We start from the raw sequence: 16,265 nt of genomic DNA on the forward strand, positions 1-16,265 counted from the left end.
CTTCGCCCAGGACACCAGGAGACCTGACCATGCCTAGACTGAATCCCCCCGACGTCGAACAGATGTCCGAACACCAGCGCCGCGTCTACGACGCCATCGCGTCGGGCCCGCGCGGCAAGGTGCGCGGCCCGCTGGCGATCTGGCTGCACCGCCCCGGCCTGGCCGAGCACGCCCAGGCCCTGGGCCAGTATTGCCGCTACGACTCCAGCCTGCCCCCGCGCCTGTCCGAACTGGCCATCCTGACCATGGCCGCGCTGTGGCGGGCCCCCTTCGAATGGTGGGCGCACCACCCCATCGCGCTGAAGGCGGGCCTGGACGCCGACGTGGCCGAGCAGATCCGCGCGGGAACCACGCCCGTGTTCACCCAGCGCGACGAATCGGTCGTCTACCGTTTCGTGCGCGAGCTGGTGGAAACGCGGCAGGTCCCGGACGCGCTCTACCAGGAAGCCGTCGAAGTGCTGGGCCAGGACGGTGTCGTGGACCTGGTCGGCATGGCCGGCTACTACACGCTGATCTCGATGACGCTGAGCGTCTTCGAGATTCCCACGCCCGACGGCAGCACCGTCGAGTTCGGGCGCTGATTCATTTCCAACCATCATCAGATACGAGAGACACACCATGACTGGCCGCCTGCAAGGCAAGATAGCGATCGTCACCGGCGCGGGCAGCGTCGGCCCCGGCTGGGGCAACGGCCGCGCCATCGCCTACCGTTTCGCGCAGGAAGGCGCGCGCGTGTTCGCGGTGGACCGCGACCCCGCCGCCATGGAGGAAACCGTGGCCCGCGTGCGCGAGATCGGCGGCGAGATCGCCATCTGGCGCTGCGACGTCACCTCGTCGGACGAGGTGCGCGACATGGTGCGCGCCTGCGTCGACACCTGGGGCGGCGTGGACATCCTGGTCAACAACGTGGGCGGCTCGCGCAAGGGCGGCCCCGTGGACCTGGACGAAGCGGCATGGGACGCGCAGATCGACTTCAACCTGAAAAGCGTCTACCTGGGTTGCCGCCACGTGCTGCCGCTGATGGTGGAACAAGGCGGCGGCGCCATCGTCAACATCGCATCGACTTCCGGCACGCGCTGGACCGGCTCGGCCCAGGTCGGCTACGCCAGCGCCAAGGCAGGCGTCATCCAGCTGTCGCGCGTCGTGGCGCTGGAGTACGCGAAGAAGAACATCCGCTGCAACACCGTCATTCCGGGCCAGATGCATACGCCGATGGTGGAGGTCCGGCTGGCCGGGCAACGCGCGGGAGGCGACGTGGAAAAACTGCTGGCGCAACGGCAGTCGCGCATCCCGCTGCCCTTCATGGGCGATGGCCTGGACACCGCCAACGCCGCGCTATTCCTGGCTTCCAGCGAAGCCCGCTTCATCACCGCCACCGAAATCGTGGTCGACGGAGGCATGAGTGCGCGCTGCGACTGACGCCCCCGTGCGCTATCCCGATCCGGCCGTCATCGCGCTGGATCCGCGCTTCGAGAAACTGGTGCTGCCGCTGGCGGCCGTCGAACGCCTGGCCACGGGATGCCGCTGGGCCGAAGGGCCGGTGTGGTTCGGCGACGCCCGCTACCTGCTGTGGAGCGACGTGCCCAACGATCGCATCATGCGCTGGGACGAGATCACGGGCCAGACGCACGTGTGGCGGCCGGTGTCCGGCCACGCGAACGGCAACACGCGCGACCGCCAGGGACGGCTGGTCACCTGCGAGCACCAGGGGCGGCGCGTGACCCGCACCGAACACGACGGCCGCATCACCGTGCTGGCCGACCGCTACCAGGGCAAGCGGCTGAACTCGCCCAACGACGTCGTCGTGAAATCCGACGGCTCGATCTGGTTCACCGATCCGCCTTTCGGCATCGTCGGCTACTACCAGGGCGAAAAGGCCGAGCAGGAAATCCCCGCGGCCATCTATCGCATCGACCCGCACAGCGGCGCGGTCGATATGGTCTGCGACACGGTCAACGGACCGAACGGCCTGGCCTTCTCGCCGGACGAGAAACAGCTGTACGTGATCGAATCGCGTGCCCGGCCCCGCAACATCCTGGTGTTCGACGTCTCGGACGACGGCCGCCGGCTGGGGCCGCAACGCGTGCTGTTCGACGCCGCCGACGGCACGCCCGACGGCTTTCGCGTGGACGTGGAAGGCAACCTCTGGTGCGGCTGGGGCATGGGCACGCCCGAGCTCGACGGGGTCCGCGTCTACTCGCCGCGGGGGGAACTCCTGGGCCGCATCGCCCTGCCCGAGCGCTGCGCGAATCTCTGTTTTGGCGGCAAGCATCGCAACCGCCTGTTCATGGCTTCCAGCACGTCGATCTACTCGTTGTTCGTCAACACCCAGGGCGCCTCCGGCGGCTGAACGCCCGCGCCCGGACTTCAAAAACGATAAAGGAGAACACCATGTTCAATCCGATCCGTTTCCAAGCTCTCGCGCCGCTGGCCGCGGCGCTTCTCGGCCTGGCCGCCTTCGGCGCGCAGGCCCAGTCCGTCACCAGCATCGTCGTCGCCTTCCCGCCCGGGGGCCCCGCCGACTCGCTGGCGCGCGTCGTCGCCACCCAGCTCGAGAAAGAGCTCAAGCAGACCGTCGTCATCGAGAACAAGCCGGGCGGCAACGGCGCCATCGCCGCCAGCCAGGTGGCCCGCGCGCGGCCCGACGGCCAGACGCTGTTCCTGAGTTCGGTGGGCGCGATCTCGATCAACCCCGCCCTGTACCCCAAGCTGATCTACGATCCTGCCAAGGATTTCGCGCCGGTCTCCCTGCTGGTTTCCACGCCCGAAGTGCTGATCGTCGGCCCCAACCATCCCAGCAAGACCGCCAAGGATTTCGTCGCGCGCGCCAAGACGCAGAAGGGCGCCACGATGGCCTCCTCCGGCGTGGGCAGCATGCCGCACATGGCCATCGTGCAGTTGAAGCTGTCGACCAAGGCCAACATCCTGCATGTGCCCTACAAGGGCGCCGCGCCCGCCATTACCGACACCATAGGGGGACAGGTCGACGGCTTCATCGGCGACATCTCCGGCCTGATGTCGAACATCAAGGCGGGCAAGGCCAAGGCGCTCGCCATCGCCGCGCCCAAGCGCTCGCCCCTGCTTCCCGACGTCCCCACCTTCGACGAACTGGGCGTGCCCAACGTCTACGCCAACAACTGGTACGGCCTGTATGCGCCCAAGGGCACGCCGGCCGACAAGGTGGCCGAATTGAACGCCGCGGTCCGCAAGGTCCTGGCTTCGCCCGAGCTGAAGGCCTACGCCGAGTCGAGCGGTGTCGAACTGTCGCCCACCACGCCCAGGGAATTCGACGAACTGGGCCGCAAGGATGCCAAGAAGTGGGGTGACCTGATCCGCGCGGAAGGGATCAAGGCCGACGAGTAAGCCCGCCGCTTGCCGGCCGACCGGCGCCCACGTATCGTTGCTCCGCACCCGCACAAGGAGACGTGGGATGGAGATACGGACGACATGGCGCATGCTGGCCTGGGCCGGCTGCCTGGCCGCCGGCGCGGCCGCCGCCGAACCGCAGGCGATCGAAACGGAACTGGGCCCGGACGCGCGCGCCGTCCGGGTCGTCGGCCAGCCCGGGGAATCCCCCGCCGAACTGCGCGCCCGCCTCGACCGGCGCCTGGACGACCTGTGCCAGGGACGGGTCTATGCCGTGGCCTACCAGGAAGGGCAAACCGTCCGGCGGTGGCATGCGGCGGGCGGCTCGACCATGATGGCCACCCCCGAAGCCGTCGTTCCCTATGCCGATGCGCAGGCGGTGTGCGAACGGCAGCGGGACTGATGCCGGCGCGCGACATGGCGGGCCCGGGACGCACGCTGCAAACCCTGTATCCTGGACAGACGGCGGCGGGAAGGCTGCCGGCATTGCTGACGAGCTAGCCCATTCATGCCCAAGGACCGCTCCCTCCCTTTCGCGCCGCCCCGCCGCCAGGCCGCCGCGCCGCGCAACTCGCTGCTGTGGATCTTCGAGCCGCTGGAACGGGACGCGGGCTATTCCAGCAAGCGCATGTTCGGCTGCATCGCCGCCTACCTGGACGACCTGCTGTGCCTCGTGGTGGCGGACCGCGGCGATCCCTGGAGCGGCCTGCTGGTCTGCACGTCCAAGGACCGCCACGCCGCGCTGATCGACGACGAGCCCGCGCTGCGTCCCCACGCGGTGCTGGGCAAGTGGCTGTACCTGCCGCAGGACCACGCGGAGTTCGAAACCGTCGCGGCCAGGCTGGCGGAACTCGCACGGGAACGCGACCCGCGCCTGGGCGTCGCGCCCCGGCCACGAGCCCGGCGAGCCAGGCTGGATGCCGCGGGCTGACCGCGGTGGCCGCGTGGACGGCCCTTAGCGTGCGGGGCGTTCCTGTGCGCCGACCTCGCTCCGCTCGCGCGGCAGGCAGACCAGCACCAGCAGCGAACACGCCCCGGCGCAGATGAAGGCAAGGCCGTAGCCCCCGCCGGCCGAGACGAATATCGCGAACAGCGTGGGCGCCACCATGTTGGTCAGGTTGACCAGGATGCTGGACCCCGCGGCGGTTTCCGAAATCATGTGCGGCGGCGAGCGGCGCGCCACTTCCGCGATCTGCACGCCGTTCCAGCTCGCGGCCGAGCATCCCGCGACGAAGGCCAGCACGATGGCCGCCCACAGCGGCCAGGCCGGACTGGTGAGCCCCAGCAGCACCGTGGTCACCGCCGACAGCACGGCCGCGATCGACAGCACCGCGGTGGCCGACCGCAGATAGTCGGACAACCAGCCCAGCGCGATACGGCCGATCACGCCCCCCGCCTGCATCACCGCGAACACCATGCCGGCCCGCCCCAGGGAATAACCCAGCCCATCGACCAGATAGACCACGGTGAACGTGAACCAGCAGCTCTGGGACACGGCGAACAGGCTGCCCACGACGGAGATCTTCAGCAGGCCGCGGTTGTGCATCAGCGATGCCAGGGGCACGCCCAGGGTACGCAGCGACCGCCACGTCGGCATCGGAAAGGCGCGCCCCGTCCGCTCGGGGACCTCGTCCAGCCCCGCGCTCAGCCGCCAGGTCAGCACAATGGGCAGCAACACGACCACCGCACAGGCCAACAGGGCGATGCGCCAGCCCGCCAGCGCCACCACGGCAGGCACGAGCAGCCCCGCCATCACGCCGCCCAGCGGCACGCCGGCCTGCTTGATCGAGAACATCAGGTTGCGCTTGCCCGGCGGGGAGAATCTTTGCAGGACCTCGCTGCCGGCCGGGTTGGCGGCGCCATTGCTCAGGCCCATGGCAAAGCACGCGGCCAGCGCCACGCCCAGGCTGGGATACAGCAGGAACGCCAGGCAAACCGCCCCCAGCGACAACGTCAGTTGCAGGGTGCGCATGCCGCCGACCTGCTTGAGCAGCGCGGAGCCCGCGAGCAGGATGGCCAGTCCGCCCATCGAGTTGCTGGCGGTCAGATAACCGATGGAACTGCCGCTCCAGCCGAACTCCGCGGACATGGCCGGCGCGATGATGGGAATGAGGCGGGTCAGGAACGACGAAATGGTCTGCAGAATGCAAATGGCCACTACTGGCATCAGCCAGGCCGGTGCGGTGCGTGTCATCGAGTCTCTTGCGTCGCGCTTGTCGGGGATGCCAAGGGGGAAATGCGGCGTCCCGCCCGGTGATCCGGGGTTTGCCCTTCATGATACCGCCAGGGATCCCGGCGGTCTGCCCGGATCGCGGCGGTTGCCCAATTGCGGCAAACAGTGCAACATGGCCCACCCGGGTCACGGGCTTTTTCGCCAGACCCATTTAGGAGCGAGCAGTTTGCCCAAGGAAGATTTGATCGAAATGCGTGGCGTGGTCAACGAGGTCCTGCCTGACTCACGGTTCCGGGTCACGCTGGAAAACGGCTTCGAAATCACCGCGTATTCCGGCGGAAAGATGCGTAAATTCAACATCCGCGTACTCGCGGGCGACGACGTCACGCTCGAGATGTCCCCCTACGACATGACCAAGGGCCGCATCACGTTCCGCCATATCGCGGGCCGCCCTGCCAACCCCGGCCCCAATCCCCGGAAAAAATGACGGCCACGGCCGTCCAAATGAAAACAGCTCCCTGGGGAGCTGTCGGCTTTCAGTCAGCCTGCTTGCGCAAGCTCAAAGCACCTTGATCTTGGTCGCCGCCGGGCCCTTGGCGCCCTGGCCGGCGATGAAGCTCACGCGCTGGTTCTCTTCCAGGGAGCGGTGGCCGCTGCCCTGGATTTCCGAAAAGTGCGCGAACAGATCCTTGCCGCCCGCGTCCGGCACGATGAAACCGAAGCCCTTCTCGGAGTTGAACCACTTGACGATGCCTGTTTGTTCCATGTCATTTCCTTGGTGATAAAAAAACGGATTTCCCGTCAACTCACGACACTCAAGGAAGAAATTGGAACGACGAAGACCGCTATCGTGGACTTTGACTGAACTGGATTACGACTCTTGAAGGTCGTGGCTGGCGGACTATGGACCGGATAGCGCGAGATGTCAAATCGGCCTTGTCAGGACGCGGTCCTATCCGGGGAAATGACAAGGCACTGGTGCCGGTGAAAGGAATCGAACCCTCGACCTTCTCATTACAAGTGAGCTGCTCTACCAACTGAGCTACACCGGCAGAAGGCGGGATTGTAATGGAAATCGATGTCCGTCACGCCGGGGCGGCCGCCGCGACACGCGCCGGGTCGCAGGACCAGGCGCTCCACGAGCCCGCGTACAGCGCCGCCTTCACTCCCAGATCCTGCACGGCGGCGATCCAGTACGCGGCCGCCACGCCCGATCCGCAATAGGCCACCACCGGCCGCTCGTCGTCGTCGAACAGGCCGAGCTTGCGCGCCAGGGCCTCGCGCTGGGCGAAAGGCAGCAGGCGGCCGTTCGCATCCTGCCAGATGCCGGCGGGACTGCTGACCGCGCCCGGCAAGTGGGACGGCTGCCTGCCGTCGCCGGCATAGGCCGCCGCGGTACGTGCATCGAACAGGCGATATGCCGGGAGATCCGCGGCGATGACGTCCGTATCGATGGAAGGCAGTTCAGGCGCGGCAGCCGGCGCGGCAAGCGGCGCCGCGCCTGCGCCTCGGGCGGCCCATGCCCCCAGGCCGCCATCCAGGATGCGGACGCGAGGCAGGCCGGCCCAGGTCAGCACCCACCATGCGCGCGCGGCAGCCGAGCCATTGGCGGCGTCATAGACGACGATGTCGCCGTCCGGGTCCAGGCCGGCCTCGGCCGTCCAGCGACGGACCGCTTCGGGCGCGGGCAGCGGCAGGCGGCCGCGGGCGGGATCGCCAGGCTCGGCGTAGTGCGTCGGCAGCGCGGTCTCGATGGAACCCGGCACCGGCTCGGCCGGCGGCGGGCCCGCATCGGGGGCGACGTAGACCACGGCCACGTTTCCCGAGGCCAGGGCCGCCGCCAGGGTTTCAGCGGAGATGAAGGGGGAAAGCGTATCGGAAGCGGGAAGAACGGTGCTCATGGGGATTCCTTGTGAAGGATCAGCGTTTGGCTTGCAGAAGGTCCCGGCCGGCCGACGGCGGCATCGCGAGCGTCATGGCCGCACTGGCCAGGGCGACGGCGCCCAGGACGAGGTAGACCCAGGAATAGGCGGCATCGCCCGTGCCGGCCGCGGCCCCGCCCTGGAGCAGCAGCGCGGCCGCGGCCACGCCCATGGCCACGGTCAGGTTCTGGATGGCCAGGAAGAAGCTGGTGGCGGCGGCCAGCCGGGGCCGCGCCACGTCGGCATAGGCCAGCGTGCCGTAGGCGTTCATCTGCAACGAGCGCGCCCAGCCAAAGCCGAACAGCGTGGCCGCGTACACGACCATGGCCTCGCGCGGCGGCACCCATCCCGCCGCCGCCAGGCAGCCGGCCGCCAGCGCGCCATGCAGGAACAACCCCTTGCGGTATCCGGTCCGGCGCAGGATCTTGCCGCTGAAGAACTTCATCGCGAAGCCTCCCACGGCCGGGACCAGCACGAACAGCCCCGCCTCGAGCGGGCTGTAGCCGTCGCGCTGCTGCAAGGTCACGGGCAGCAGGAAGGGCACGCCACCCACGGCGATGCGAAACACCGAACCGCCCGCCATCGCGTCACGAAAGCTGCGCAATGTCAGCAGATCCAAGGCCAGCACGGGTTCGGCCGTGCGCCGCGCATGCCGCACATAGGCTGCCACCAGCAGTGCGCCGGCCGCCAGCGCCGCCACGGCCGGCCCGGTCCGGACCCGGGCCTCAGCCAGCGCCATCAGTCCCCACATCAGGCAGGCGAAGCCGATGCCGCTCAGCAGCGTGCCGCGCAGGTCGAAAGCGCCCTGGCCCCGGCCTTCGGTGGCGGGCAGGAAGCGCCGGACCAGCCATAGCGCGCCCAGGCACAGCGGCACGTTGATCCAGAAGATCCAGCGCCATCCCACATAGGTCGTCAGGAGGCCGCCCAGGAACGGGCCGACCATCGGCGCGATCATGGCCAGCAGGATCACCAGCGCCATCGCCTCGACCAGTTCGTGCTTGGCGGCGGTGCGCAGCACGATCAGCCGGCCCACCGGCGCCATCAGGGCGCCCGCCATGCCCTGCACGAAGCGCAGCACGATCAGGACGAGGGCGTTGGGCGCGAAGCCGCAGGCGATGGAGCTGGCCAGGAACAGCCAGATCGCGCCGGCGAACACCCGCTTGTCGCCGTGACGTTCTGCCAGCCTGCCGCTCAGCGGAATCAGGATGGTCAGCCCCAGCAGGTAGGCGGTAATGGTGGCGCTGAGCGTGACCGTGTCCGAGTTCAGGTCCGCCGCCATCGCGGGCAGCGCCGAGGCCACGCTGGTCGCGTCGAGCTGTTCGACGAAGAAAATGGACGAGACGATCCATGCGGTGCGCCGGGTCTGCGGCGACAGGCGCTCGGGCGGCGCGGCCGCCGCGGTGGCTGCTGGAGGCATCAGGCCGCCCGGCGCACACCGGCCGTGCCGGCATCCGCTTCAATTTCCGCCTCGCCGGCGATCAGTGTCCGCAGCGCCTGCCGGACCACCTGCCGCTGGGCCGGCGTTTCCCATTGCGCGCGCGGGAACTCGCCCACCACCCGCCCGGGCCGGTCGAAGACCAGCACGCGGTCGGCCATGGACAACGCCTCGTCCAGCGAATGCGTGATCTGCAGGACGGTCTGGCCACGCGCCTTCGCGATGCGCTGGAAGTCGCCGCGCAACGCGGCGGCGGTCACCTCGTCCAGCGCGCCGAAGGCCTCGTCGGCGATCATGACCTCGGGCTGGGTGATCAGCGCCCGCGCCAGCGCCACCCGCTGGCGCATGCCGCCCGACAGTTGCTGGGGATAGGCCTGTTCGTGGCCGGCCAGGCCGACCTTGTGCAGCAGTTCGACGGCCTGCGCCTCGGTGCCGGACGAGCGGGCGCGCAGGATCTCCAGCGGCACCAGCACGTTGTCGAGCGCCGAGCGCCAAGGCAGCAGGCGATCGGTCTGGAAGACGCAGCCTATCCGGCCGCGCAGGCGGTTGAAGTCGCGCAGGGGATCGACGCCCAGCACTCGCACCCGGCCGGCCGAAGCTTCCGCCAGGCCCAGGATCAGGTTGACCGCCGTCGATTTGCCGCAGCCGGTGCGGCCGACGATGCAGACGTGTTCGCCGGCGGACACGGAAAAACTCAGGTCGGCGATGGCCGGCGCGCGGCCCTTGCCGAACCGCTTCTCGACCTGGGTGAATGCAATGGCGTCAGGCATGGCTGCGTACTCCGTCATGGCCGCGATACGACAGGAAGCGGCGTTCGAGGCCGCTCAGCACCTGATTGCTCAGGATGACGAAGGCCACCAGCACGGCCGTCCAGACGATGGTCTGGTCCATGCGGAACATCTCCTGCGACACGCGCAACTGGTGGCCGATGCCGGTGATGCCGCCCAGCAGCTCGGCCATGATGGTGACGCGGGTGGCATTGCCGATGTTGATCCGCCACACCGTCAGCAGCGACGGCAGGACCGCCGGCCACCACAGGATGCGCGCCCGCTGCCAGGGCGTGGGCCGCATGGATTGCACGAGGTCCACCCAGTCGCGCGGGATGCCGCGCAGGGCGTCGCGGGCCTGGTAGAAGAACGCGGGCAGCGCCGAGGTGACTACCACGAAGGCGATGCGCGCCTCGGCATCGCGGAACCAGAGGATGGCGAAGATGACCCAGCACAGGGACGGAATGCCCTGCTTGAGCTCGACCAGCGGCACCAGGAAGCGCTCGACGTGGACGTTGCCGGCCACGGCCGCGCCCAGCAGGGACGACACCAGGAACGATGCCAGCAGGTACGCCCAGATACGTCCGTAGGTGATGGCGATGGCGGACCAGCCTTCGGGCGAGGCCAGCAGATCGCCGCCGGTGGCCGCTATCTGTGCCAGCGAGGGGAAGAACATGGGGGTCGAACGATGCGACGCCCATTCCCACGCCCCCAGCATCAAGGCAATGGCCAGCGCGCCTTCCCACGGCACGGCCGGCCAGGCGGCCGGCCGCGCGCCGCGCCTGCGTGCCGCTACGCGAGGGTCCGCCAGGCTACTCATTCCTTCCTTCCACGTCGAAGGCGGACACCAGCGAATCGAGTTCCGCGTCGGTCAGCGGGCGCGGCAACTGGCCCCCTTCGGGCAACAGCTTCTGGGTCAGCAGTGCCACGGTCTTGATGTGGCGGCGCAGGGGCTCGATGCGGGTCAGGTCGCGATAACGTTCCAGCACGCCTTGCAATGCGTCCACCTCGACCTGCGCGTCCTTGGACACCAGACGGGCGGCCTCGGCCGGTTTTTGCCGGATGAACGCCGCCGCTTCGCGGTTGGCCGCGTAGAACTTGCGGATCAGCGCCTGGTTGGGCGCCTGGGCGATCCATGGCGACGCCACGCCCAGCGTGATGGACGGCACGAAATCCGTGCCCGAGGCCTTTTGCCAGACGGCCTTGTCGAACACCGGCAGCGCATGCAACGCCCCCTTGCCCTGCGCGACCGCGGCGGCGCCCTCGGTGGGATTGACCAGCAGGGCGTCGATGCGCCCCAGTTGCAGCTCGGCCAGTCCCGCGGCGCCGCGCGCGCTCGAGGACTTGATCGTGACCTTGCCCAGGTCCACGCCCCGGGCCTGCAGGAACCACTTCGACAGCGCCCAGCTTCCCGTGATGGTGTCGGTCTGCACCACCTTGCCCTGGAGCTGCTTGATGTCCGTGATCGCGGGATCGCGGATGACGATGTCCGACTCGAAATTGAAGATGTTCCACAGCAACGTGAAATCGGCGCCCTGCTGCTTGAAGCGGCTGACCGCGGCGATCGCGGCGCAGAAGCAGACCGGATCCCGGCCCGTGGCGAAATCGGTATAGGCCACGTTGGAAGGCTTGGGCGTGACGGTCAGTTCGAACCCGTGCTTGCGGTCCAGCCCCAGCTTCTGGATCAGCACCGGTATCCATATGCTTTGCGAAGGCGGCGAGAACACCGTGACCGCCAGCCTAGGCAGCGGCTCGGCCGCCTGGGCGAAGGATACCGTGGCGTTCACCGCCAGCCCCACGGCCAGCGCGGTGCCGACCTTGCGGAACAGCTCTTTCAGGTTTTTCATGACTATCAGTCCAGCACCGCGCGATGCAGCACGCGGTCTTGTCCCGCGTAGTTGAAGATGCCCCGATGCTGGACGATACGGTTATCCCAGATCAGCGCGGCGCCGGTCTCCCAGCGGTACTCGGTGCAGACTTCGGGCGACTTGATGAACTCGAACACGATGCCCAGCAGATGGTCGCTGACCAGCCGAGGCACGCCCAGCACCCGCTGCGCATAGAGTTCGCAGGCGAAAAGCTGGCGCGCGCCGGTTTCCGGATGCACCCGCACCAGCGGCACCTCCAGCGGTGGCGTGTCGAGCCGCGCCTGGGCCAGCCGCTCCGGATCGCCGTAGGACATGGACACCAGCCCCATCTGGTCGGCGTTGTGCAGGATGGTCAACGTGTCCAGATAGGCCGCGAAGCGTGGATCGAGCAGTTGGTAGGCCGCCGTGGCGTTCGAGAACAGCGTCCCGCCGCCGTGCCGGGGCGCCTGCACGGCGTACAGGGCCGTGAACTTCTGCGGACGCTCGCGATAGGCCTGGTCGATGTGCCAGATATAGTTGGTGCGCGTCTTCTTGCGCGCCGAATCGATGGCGTTGGCCTCGCCGCCCACGCGCGGCGCCTGGGGGTTGCCGGCGAACCGGGGCGAGCCGAACAAGGCGGCGAACGGCTCGAAGTCGCCGGCCGCGACCGATCCCGGCTCGAACGACAGGAAGCCGTACTCCAGCAGGGCGCGGTAAAGGAAGGCCTGGACTTCGTCCGGTGTCCGGACCTCGGGCTGGAAGCGGAACCCCTGGACCAGTCCCCCCACGATGGGGGAATACGGCTGGATGCGGATTTCGCCCAGGCGCGCCTCGTCGTAGCGATACAGCTCGGGGGCGAGGATGCGGGGTTGGTGCAGCTCGGTGTCCGCGGGCCGATGCAGCGGTTTGAGCAATGCGTTCATCGTCATTCGTCTCGCGAAAGAGAGCCAGAATAACGACGGCCGCCGCGGCCGCTAACGAATGTTTCCGAGTTTCGTTATGCGTCGCGTGAAAGCGCGGGCGGGGCAGTTGCCCCGCCGGCTCGGAGAGGACTTACTTGATGACGGTCAGCTTCGGCCGGCCACGATCGGGGCCGCCCGAGGGCGCGGGATCCGTATCGTCCGGCCCTTCGTCGGACGGGGCCGGAGGCGTCTCGCCCGCCGGTACGGCGGACAGTTGCGGACGGCTGCCCGACACGTTCTCCTGGGGCTCGGCGGCAGCGGCGTCGTCGACGACCGGACTGTCGGGCGCGGCGCCCGTGCCTGCGGGCGGTCCCGCCTCGAAGGCCATGCCATGTCCGGTCTCGCGGGCGTAGATGGCCGTGACCGCATCCACCGGGACGGAAATCTGGCGCGCCACGCCGCCAAAGCGCGCCTGGAACTCGATGAACTCGTTGCCCAGTTGCAGCTTGTGGGTGGCCAGCCTGCCGACGTTCAGGACGATCTCGCCGTTCTTGACGTGCTCGCGGGGCACCACTACCCGCTCGTCGACGGTCACCGCCAGGTGCGGCGTGTAGCCGTTGTCGGTGCACCACTCGTGCAGCGCGCGGATCAGGTAAGGCTTGGTGGAGATTTCGCTCATGGTTGCATCCCTCGCGCGGCATGCCGCGGCTCGCGCACGGCCCGGACAGCAAGGCCGCCGCGCGGGGCCGGCGGATGATCCGTGCGCTGCGCATCAGCGGCGCATGACCTTTTCGGACGGCGTCAGCGCCTCGATGTACGCCGGCCGCGAGAAGATGCGCTCGGCATACTTCTGCAGGGGGGCGGCGTTCTTCGGCAGCTCGATGCCATAGTGGTCCAGGCGCCAGAGCAGCGGCGCGATCGCCACGTCCAGCATCGAGAACTCTTCGCCAAGCATAAACTTGTTTTTCAGGAAGATCGGCGCGAGCTGCGAAAGCCGGTCGCGGATCTGCTGGCGCGCCTGTTCGAGCGCCTTCTCGTCGGCGCGGCTTTCCCGGGCTTCCAGCGTGCCGACGTGCACGAACAGTTCTTTCTCGAAGTTGAACAGGAACAGCCGCGCGCGAGCGCGCATCACCGGATCGGCGGGCATCAGCTGCGGATGCGGGAAGCGCTCGTCGATGTACTCGTTGATGATGTTCGACTCGTACAGCACCAGATCGCGCTCGACCAGGATGGGCACCTGGCCGTACGGGTTCATGACGGCGATGTCCTCGGGCTTGTTGTAGAGGTCGACGTCGCGGATTTCGAAATCCATGCCCTTTTCGAACAACACGAAACGGCAGCGTTGGGAAAACGGACACGTGGTTCCGGAGTAAAGCACCATCATGGCGGGGCCTCCGAGAGGGGATGTAAAAACGTTAAAGGGCCAGTCATCCAAGAGGATGCTGGCCCCGGACAGGTAGTTCGAGAACTACTTGACGTCCTTCCAGTACACGGCGTTCAGGCGCCAGGTGATGACCGTGAAGAAAGCCAGGAAAATCAGCACCCACACCCCCAGGCGCACGCGATGCTGCTGCACGGGCTCGGCCATCCACGACATGAACGCGACCAGATCGGCCACGTCGTTGTCGTACGCTTGCACCCGGGCCGCATCCTTGGCCGTGAAACGCGTTTCCATCGTTTCGTGGCCATGGTAGTCGGCAACCGGCTCATGCTTGACGGTGGCAGCGCCATTCACGTCGTAGGTCGTCGTGACACGCTCCCAGCCGTGCTCGCCTTCGCCCCGGTGCATGGCGACGGTGGTGAGTTCGCGCGGACCCTGGCGTTCCCACAGGACATGAGGCATGCCCACGTTGGGAAAGACCAGGTTGTTCCAGCCCGTGGGCCGGGTATCGTCGCGGTAGAACGTACGCAGGTAGGTGTAGAGGTAATCGGCGCCCGACGGTCCCGCGTTGACGGATTTCGCCCGGGCAATGACCGACAGGTCGGGAGGCGCGGCGCCGAACCATTCCTTCGCCTCTTTGGCGCTCATGGCAACGGTCATCATGTCGCCGACTTTGCCGTCCGTGAACAGGAGGTTGTCCTTGATCTGTTCGTCGGTCAGGCCGATGTCCTTGAGCCGATTGTACCGCATCGACGAGGCGGCATGACAGTTCAGGCAATAGTTGACGAACAGTTTGGCCCCGTTTTGCAGGGCCGGCAGGTCGTTCAGGCGCGAGGGCGCCTTCTCGAGGTGATACCCGCCTTCGGCTGCCTGCACCCCAGTGCAGGCAAGCATCAGAATCAGTAGACCGAGCAGCTTCTTCATCGTGATATCCGTTAGTCTGTCGGGCCGGCGCAACCGCCGCCGGCCCGGTGAACATCCTCAGTGGGCGGAGAAAGTGACACGTTCGGGCACAGGCTTGAACGTGCCGAGCCGGCTCCAGAACGGCATCAACAGGAAGAAGCCGAGGTAGAGGACCGTGCCGATCTGCGAGATGAGGTTGAAGACGTCGTTGGGCGGCTGCGTGCCCAGGTAGCCCAGCACCAGGAAGTTGACGATGAAGATGCCGTAGATCCACTTGTGCCAACCGGGACGGTAGCGGATGGACTTCACGGGCGAATGATCGAGCCAGGGCAGGAAGAACAGGATGACCACCGCGCCGCCCATCGTCAGCACGCCCCAGAACTTGGCGTCCCAGACGCGCAGCAGGACGGCGATGGCCAGCAGCACCACGACGATGGCGATCTTGGCGACGCCGCTGACGCGGCTCTTGAGCAGGAACCACACCGCCGCCGCGACCGCGGCGAACGCCAGCACCCAGGTGAAGTCGTCGGTGCAGGCACGCAGCATCGAGTAGAACGGCGTGAAGTACCAGACCGGCGCGATGTGCGGCGGGGTCTTGAGCGGATCGGCCGGGATGAAGTTGTTGTACTCGAGGAAGTAGCCGCCCATCTCCGGCGCGAAGAAGACGATCGCGCTGAAGATCATCAGGAAGATCGCCACACCGAACAGGTCGTGCACGGAGTAGTAGGGATGGAACGGGATGCCGTCGAGCGGAACGCCGTTGGCGTCCTTCTTGGCCTTGATCTCGACGCCGTCGGGGTTGTTGGAGCCGACTTCGTGCAGCGCGATGACGTGCGCCACGACCAGGCCCAGCAGCACCAGGGGCACGGCGATGACGTGGAACGAGAAGAAGCGGTTCAGGGTCGCGTCGGAGACGACGTAGTCGCCGCGGATCAGGATCGCCAGGTCAGGACCGACGAACGGGATGGCCGAGAACAGGTTCACGATCACCTGGGCGCCCCAGTAGGACATCTGGCCCCAGGGCAGCAGGTAGCCCATGAAGGCCTCGGCCATCAGGCACAGGAAGATCGCCACGCCGAAGATCCAGACCAGCTCGCGCGGCTTGCGGTACGAGCCGTAGAACAGCCCGCGCAGCATGTGCAGGTACACCACGACGAAGAACATCGAGGCGCCGGTGGAGTGCATGTACCGGACGAGCCAGCCCCACGGCACTTCCCGCATGATGTATTCGACCGACTGGAACGCGCGTTCGGCGTCGGGCTTGTAGTGCATGACCAGGAAAATCCCGGTCACGATCTGGATGACCAGCACCAGGAGCGCCAGCGAGCCGAAGAAATACCAGAAATTGAAGTTCTTCGGTGCGTAGTACTCGGACAGGTGCGCTTTCCAGGTCGAGGTGAGCGGAAAGCGGGCGTCGATCCAGCCCAGAAGGCCAGTGGTCTCGACATTCTTCTCGCCAGCCATGGCTGCTGCTCCTTTTGCTCGGCGGGTTCGGCGCTGCGCTGCTTGGTGCCGCAACGCCGACGTGTTTCTATGGCTACGTTTGACAGGAGGACGCGGTTATCGCCT

19 protein-coding genes and 1 tRNA gene are annotated in these 16,265 nt (G+C 67.4%); 7 read left to right on the plus strand and 13 right to left on the minus strand.

The window, feature by feature from the left end; all coding sequences use genetic code 11:
* Positions 1 to 29: 29 nt before the first annotated feature.
* The 6 genes from CDO46_RS11355 (at position 30) to CDO46_RS11380 (ending at position 4,297) form a co-directional block, all read left to right on the plus strand.
* A complete protein-coding gene (locus CDO46_RS11355; RefSeq protein WP_176400715.1) occupies positions 30 to 581 on the plus strand; it encodes a carboxymuconolactone decarboxylase family protein in 552 nt (183 codons plus the stop codon).
* Between the two features lie 37 nt (positions 582 to 618).
* Entirely contained in the window at positions 619 to 1,419 is an 801-nt protein-coding gene (locus CDO46_RS11360) for an SDR family NAD(P)-dependent oxidoreductase (RefSeq protein ID WP_087838577.1), read from the plus strand.
* On the plus strand, positions 1,403 to 2,350 hold the full coding sequence (locus tag CDO46_RS11365) for an SMP-30/gluconolactonase/LRE family protein (RefSeq protein WP_087838578.1): 948 nt from the start codon (positions 1,403 to 1,405) through the stop codon (positions 2,348 to 2,350). Before CDO46_RS11360 ends, CDO46_RS11365 begins: the two co-directional genes overlap by 17 nt.
* Positions 2,351 to 2,391: 41 nt before the next feature.
* Complete coding sequence (locus tag CDO46_RS11370) at positions 2,392 to 3,363, plus strand: tripartite tricarboxylate transporter substrate binding protein (RefSeq protein WP_087838579.1); 972 nt, start codon at positions 2,392 to 2,394, stop codon at positions 3,361 to 3,363.
* Between the two features lie 67 nt (positions 3,364 to 3,430).
* Positions 3,431 to 3,769: a hypothetical protein gene (locus tag CDO46_RS11375; protein ID WP_087838580.1), complete on the plus strand. Its 339-nt coding sequence runs from the start codon at positions 3,431 to 3,433 to the stop codon at positions 3,767 to 3,769.
* Positions 3,770 to 3,874: 105 nt separating this feature from the next.
* Positions 3,875 to 4,297 carry a hypothetical protein gene (locus CDO46_RS11380; RefSeq protein ID WP_087838581.1) on the plus strand — a complete coding sequence of 141 codons (423 nt, stop codon included), beginning with the start codon at positions 3,875 to 3,877 and terminating at the stop codon, positions 4,295 to 4,297.
* Positions 4,298 to 4,321: 24 nt separating this feature from the next.
* On the opposite strand, the gene CDO46_RS11385 is transcribed toward CDO46_RS11380, so the two are convergent.
* Complete coding sequence (locus CDO46_RS11385; protein WP_254914593.1) at positions 4,322 to 5,533, minus strand: MFS transporter; 1,212 nt, start codon at positions 5,531 to 5,533, stop codon at positions 4,322 to 4,324.
* Between the two features lie 232 nt (positions 5,534 to 5,765).
* Here CDO46_RS11385 and infA point away from each other — a divergent pair, with 232 nt between their 5' ends.
* The gene (gene infA, locus CDO46_RS11390) at positions 5,766 to 6,026 is read left to right on the plus strand and encodes a translation initiation factor IF-1 (protein WP_087838583.1); all 261 of its coding nucleotides are present in this window, start codon (positions 5,766 to 5,768) and stop codon (positions 6,024 to 6,026) included.
* Between the two features lie 72 nt (positions 6,027 to 6,098).
* Here the strand turns inward: infA and CDO46_RS11395 are convergent, their stop codons facing one another.
* From CDO46_RS11395 to CDO46_RS11450, 12 genes are all read right to left on the minus strand, one after another.
* A complete protein-coding gene (locus CDO46_RS11395; RefSeq protein ID WP_087838584.1) occupies positions 6,099 to 6,305 on the minus strand; it encodes a cold-shock protein in 207 nt (68 codons plus the stop codon).
* Between the two features lie 210 nt (positions 6,306 to 6,515).
* Positions 6,516 to 6,591 (minus strand) — tRNA-Thr (locus CDO46_RS11400).
* Between the two features lie 33 nt (positions 6,592 to 6,624).
* Entirely contained in the window at positions 6,625 to 7,440 is an 816-nt protein-coding gene (locus CDO46_RS11405) for a sulfurtransferase (RefSeq protein WP_087838585.1), read from the minus strand.
* Positions 7,441 to 7,459: 19 nt separating this feature from the next.
* Positions 7,460 to 8,878 carry an MFS transporter gene (locus CDO46_RS11410; protein WP_087838586.1) on the minus strand — a complete coding sequence of 473 codons (1,419 nt, stop codon included), beginning with the start codon at positions 8,876 to 8,878 and terminating at the stop codon, positions 7,460 to 7,462.
* Positions 8,878 to 9,666 (minus strand): ABC transporter ATP-binding protein, encoded by a 789-nt coding sequence (locus tag CDO46_RS11415; RefSeq protein ID WP_165963340.1) that lies wholly within the window; start codon positions 9,664 to 9,666, stop codon positions 8,878 to 8,880. The genes CDO46_RS11410 and CDO46_RS11415 overlap by 1 nt, the downstream gene beginning before the upstream one ends.
* On the minus strand, positions 9,659 to 10,483 hold the full coding sequence (locus CDO46_RS11420) for an ABC transporter permease (protein WP_087838588.1): 825 nt from the start codon (positions 10,481 to 10,483) through the stop codon (positions 9,659 to 9,661). The genes CDO46_RS11415 and CDO46_RS11420 overlap by 8 nt, the downstream gene beginning before the upstream one ends.
* Positions 10,476 to 11,510, minus strand: a complete 1,035-nt coding sequence (locus CDO46_RS11425; protein ID WP_087838589.1) for an ABC transporter substrate-binding protein — start codon at positions 11,508 to 11,510, stop codon at positions 10,476 to 10,478. Before CDO46_RS11425 ends, CDO46_RS11420 begins: the two co-directional genes overlap by 8 nt.
* Positions 11,511 to 11,515: 5 nt before the next feature.
* Positions 11,516 to 12,433: a TauD/TfdA family dioxygenase gene (locus CDO46_RS11430; RefSeq protein WP_165963339.1), complete on the minus strand. Its 918-nt coding sequence runs from the start codon at positions 12,431 to 12,433 to the stop codon at positions 11,516 to 11,518.
* Positions 12,434 to 12,563: 130 nt separating this feature from the next.
* Positions 12,564 to 13,091 (minus strand): ClpXP protease specificity-enhancing factor, encoded by a 528-nt coding sequence (locus tag CDO46_RS11435; protein WP_087838591.1) that lies wholly within the window; start codon positions 13,089 to 13,091, stop codon positions 12,564 to 12,566.
* Between the two features lie 93 nt (positions 13,092 to 13,184).
* Positions 13,185 to 13,796, minus strand: a complete 612-nt coding sequence (locus CDO46_RS11440; protein WP_087838592.1) for a glutathione S-transferase N-terminal domain-containing protein — start codon at positions 13,794 to 13,796, stop codon at positions 13,185 to 13,187.
* Between the two features lie 84 nt (positions 13,797 to 13,880).
* Positions 13,881 to 14,723, minus strand: a complete 843-nt coding sequence (locus CDO46_RS11445; protein ID WP_176400721.1) for a cytochrome c1 — start codon at positions 14,721 to 14,723, stop codon at positions 13,881 to 13,883.
* Between the two features lie 51 nt (positions 14,724 to 14,774).
* On the minus strand, positions 14,775 to 16,160 hold the full coding sequence (locus CDO46_RS11450; protein ID WP_087838594.1) for a cytochrome bc complex cytochrome b subunit: 1,386 nt from the start codon (positions 16,158 to 16,160) through the stop codon (positions 14,775 to 14,777).
* Between the last annotated feature and the right edge of the window lie 105 nt (positions 16,161 to 16,265).

This window comes from Pigmentiphaga sp. NML030171, from assembly GCF_002188635.1.
Taxonomy (GTDB): Bacteria; Pseudomonadota; Gammaproteobacteria; order Burkholderiales; family Burkholderiaceae_B; genus Pigmentiphaga; species Pigmentiphaga daeguensis.

Bases quoted from the DNA above. Each gene is read 5' to 3' on its own strand.
- CDO46_RS11355 (WP_176400715.1), top strand. From the start codon at position 30: ATGCCTAGACTGAATCCCCCCGACGTCGAACAGATGTCCGAACACCAG.
- CDO46_RS11360 (WP_087838577.1), top strand. From the start codon at position 619: ATGACTGGCCGCCTGCAAGGCAAGATAGCGATCGTCACCGGCGCGGGC.
- CDO46_RS11370 (WP_087838579.1), top strand. From the start codon at position 2,392: ATGTTCAATCCGATCCGTTTCCAAGCTCTCGCGCCGCTGGCCGCGGCG.
- CDO46_RS11375 (WP_087838580.1), top strand. From the start codon at position 3,431: ATGGAGATACGGACGACATGGCGCATGCTGGCCTGGGCCGGCTGCCTG.
- CDO46_RS11380 (WP_087838581.1), top strand. From the start codon at position 3,875: ATGCCCAAGGACCGCTCCCTCCCTTTCGCGCCGCCCCGCCGCCAGGCC.
- CDO46_RS11385 (WP_254914593.1), bottom strand. From the start codon at position 5,533: ATGCCAGTAGTGGCCATTTGCATTCTGCAGACCATTTCGTCGTTCCTG.
- CDO46_RS11395 (WP_087838584.1), bottom strand. From the start codon at position 6,305: ATGGAACAAACAGGCATCGTCAAGTGGTTCAACTCCGAGAAGGGCTTC.
- CDO46_RS11405 (WP_087838585.1), bottom strand. From the start codon at position 7,440: ATGAGCACCGTTCTTCCCGCTTCCGATACGCTTTCCCCCTTCATCTCC.
- CDO46_RS11410 (WP_087838586.1), bottom strand. From the start codon at position 8,878: ATGCCTCCAGCAGCCACCGCGGCGGCCGCGCCGCCCGAGCGCCTGTCG.
- CDO46_RS11415 (WP_165963340.1), bottom strand. From the start codon at position 9,666: ATGCCTGACGCCATTGCATTCACCCAGGTCGAGAAGCGGTTCGGCAAG.
- CDO46_RS11420 (WP_087838588.1), bottom strand. From the start codon at position 10,483: ATGAGTAGCCTGGCGGACCCTCGCGTAGCGGCACGCAGGCGCGGCGCG.
- CDO46_RS11425 (WP_087838589.1), bottom strand. From the start codon at position 11,510: ATGAAAAACCTGAAAGAGCTGTTCCGCAAGGTCGGCACCGCGCTGGCC.
- CDO46_RS11430 (WP_165963339.1), bottom strand. From the start codon at position 12,433: ATGAACGCATTGCTCAAACCGCTGCATCGGCCCGCGGACACCGAGCTG.
- CDO46_RS11435 (WP_087838591.1), bottom strand. From the start codon at position 13,091: ATGAGCGAAATCTCCACCAAGCCTTACCTGATCCGCGCGCTGCACGAG.
- CDO46_RS11440 (WP_087838592.1), bottom strand. From the start codon at position 13,796: ATGATGGTGCTTTACTCCGGAACCACGTGTCCGTTTTCCCAACGCTGC.
- CDO46_RS11450 (WP_087838594.1), bottom strand. From the start codon at position 16,160: ATGGCTGGCGAGAAGAATGTCGAGACCACTGGCCTTCTGGGCTGGATC.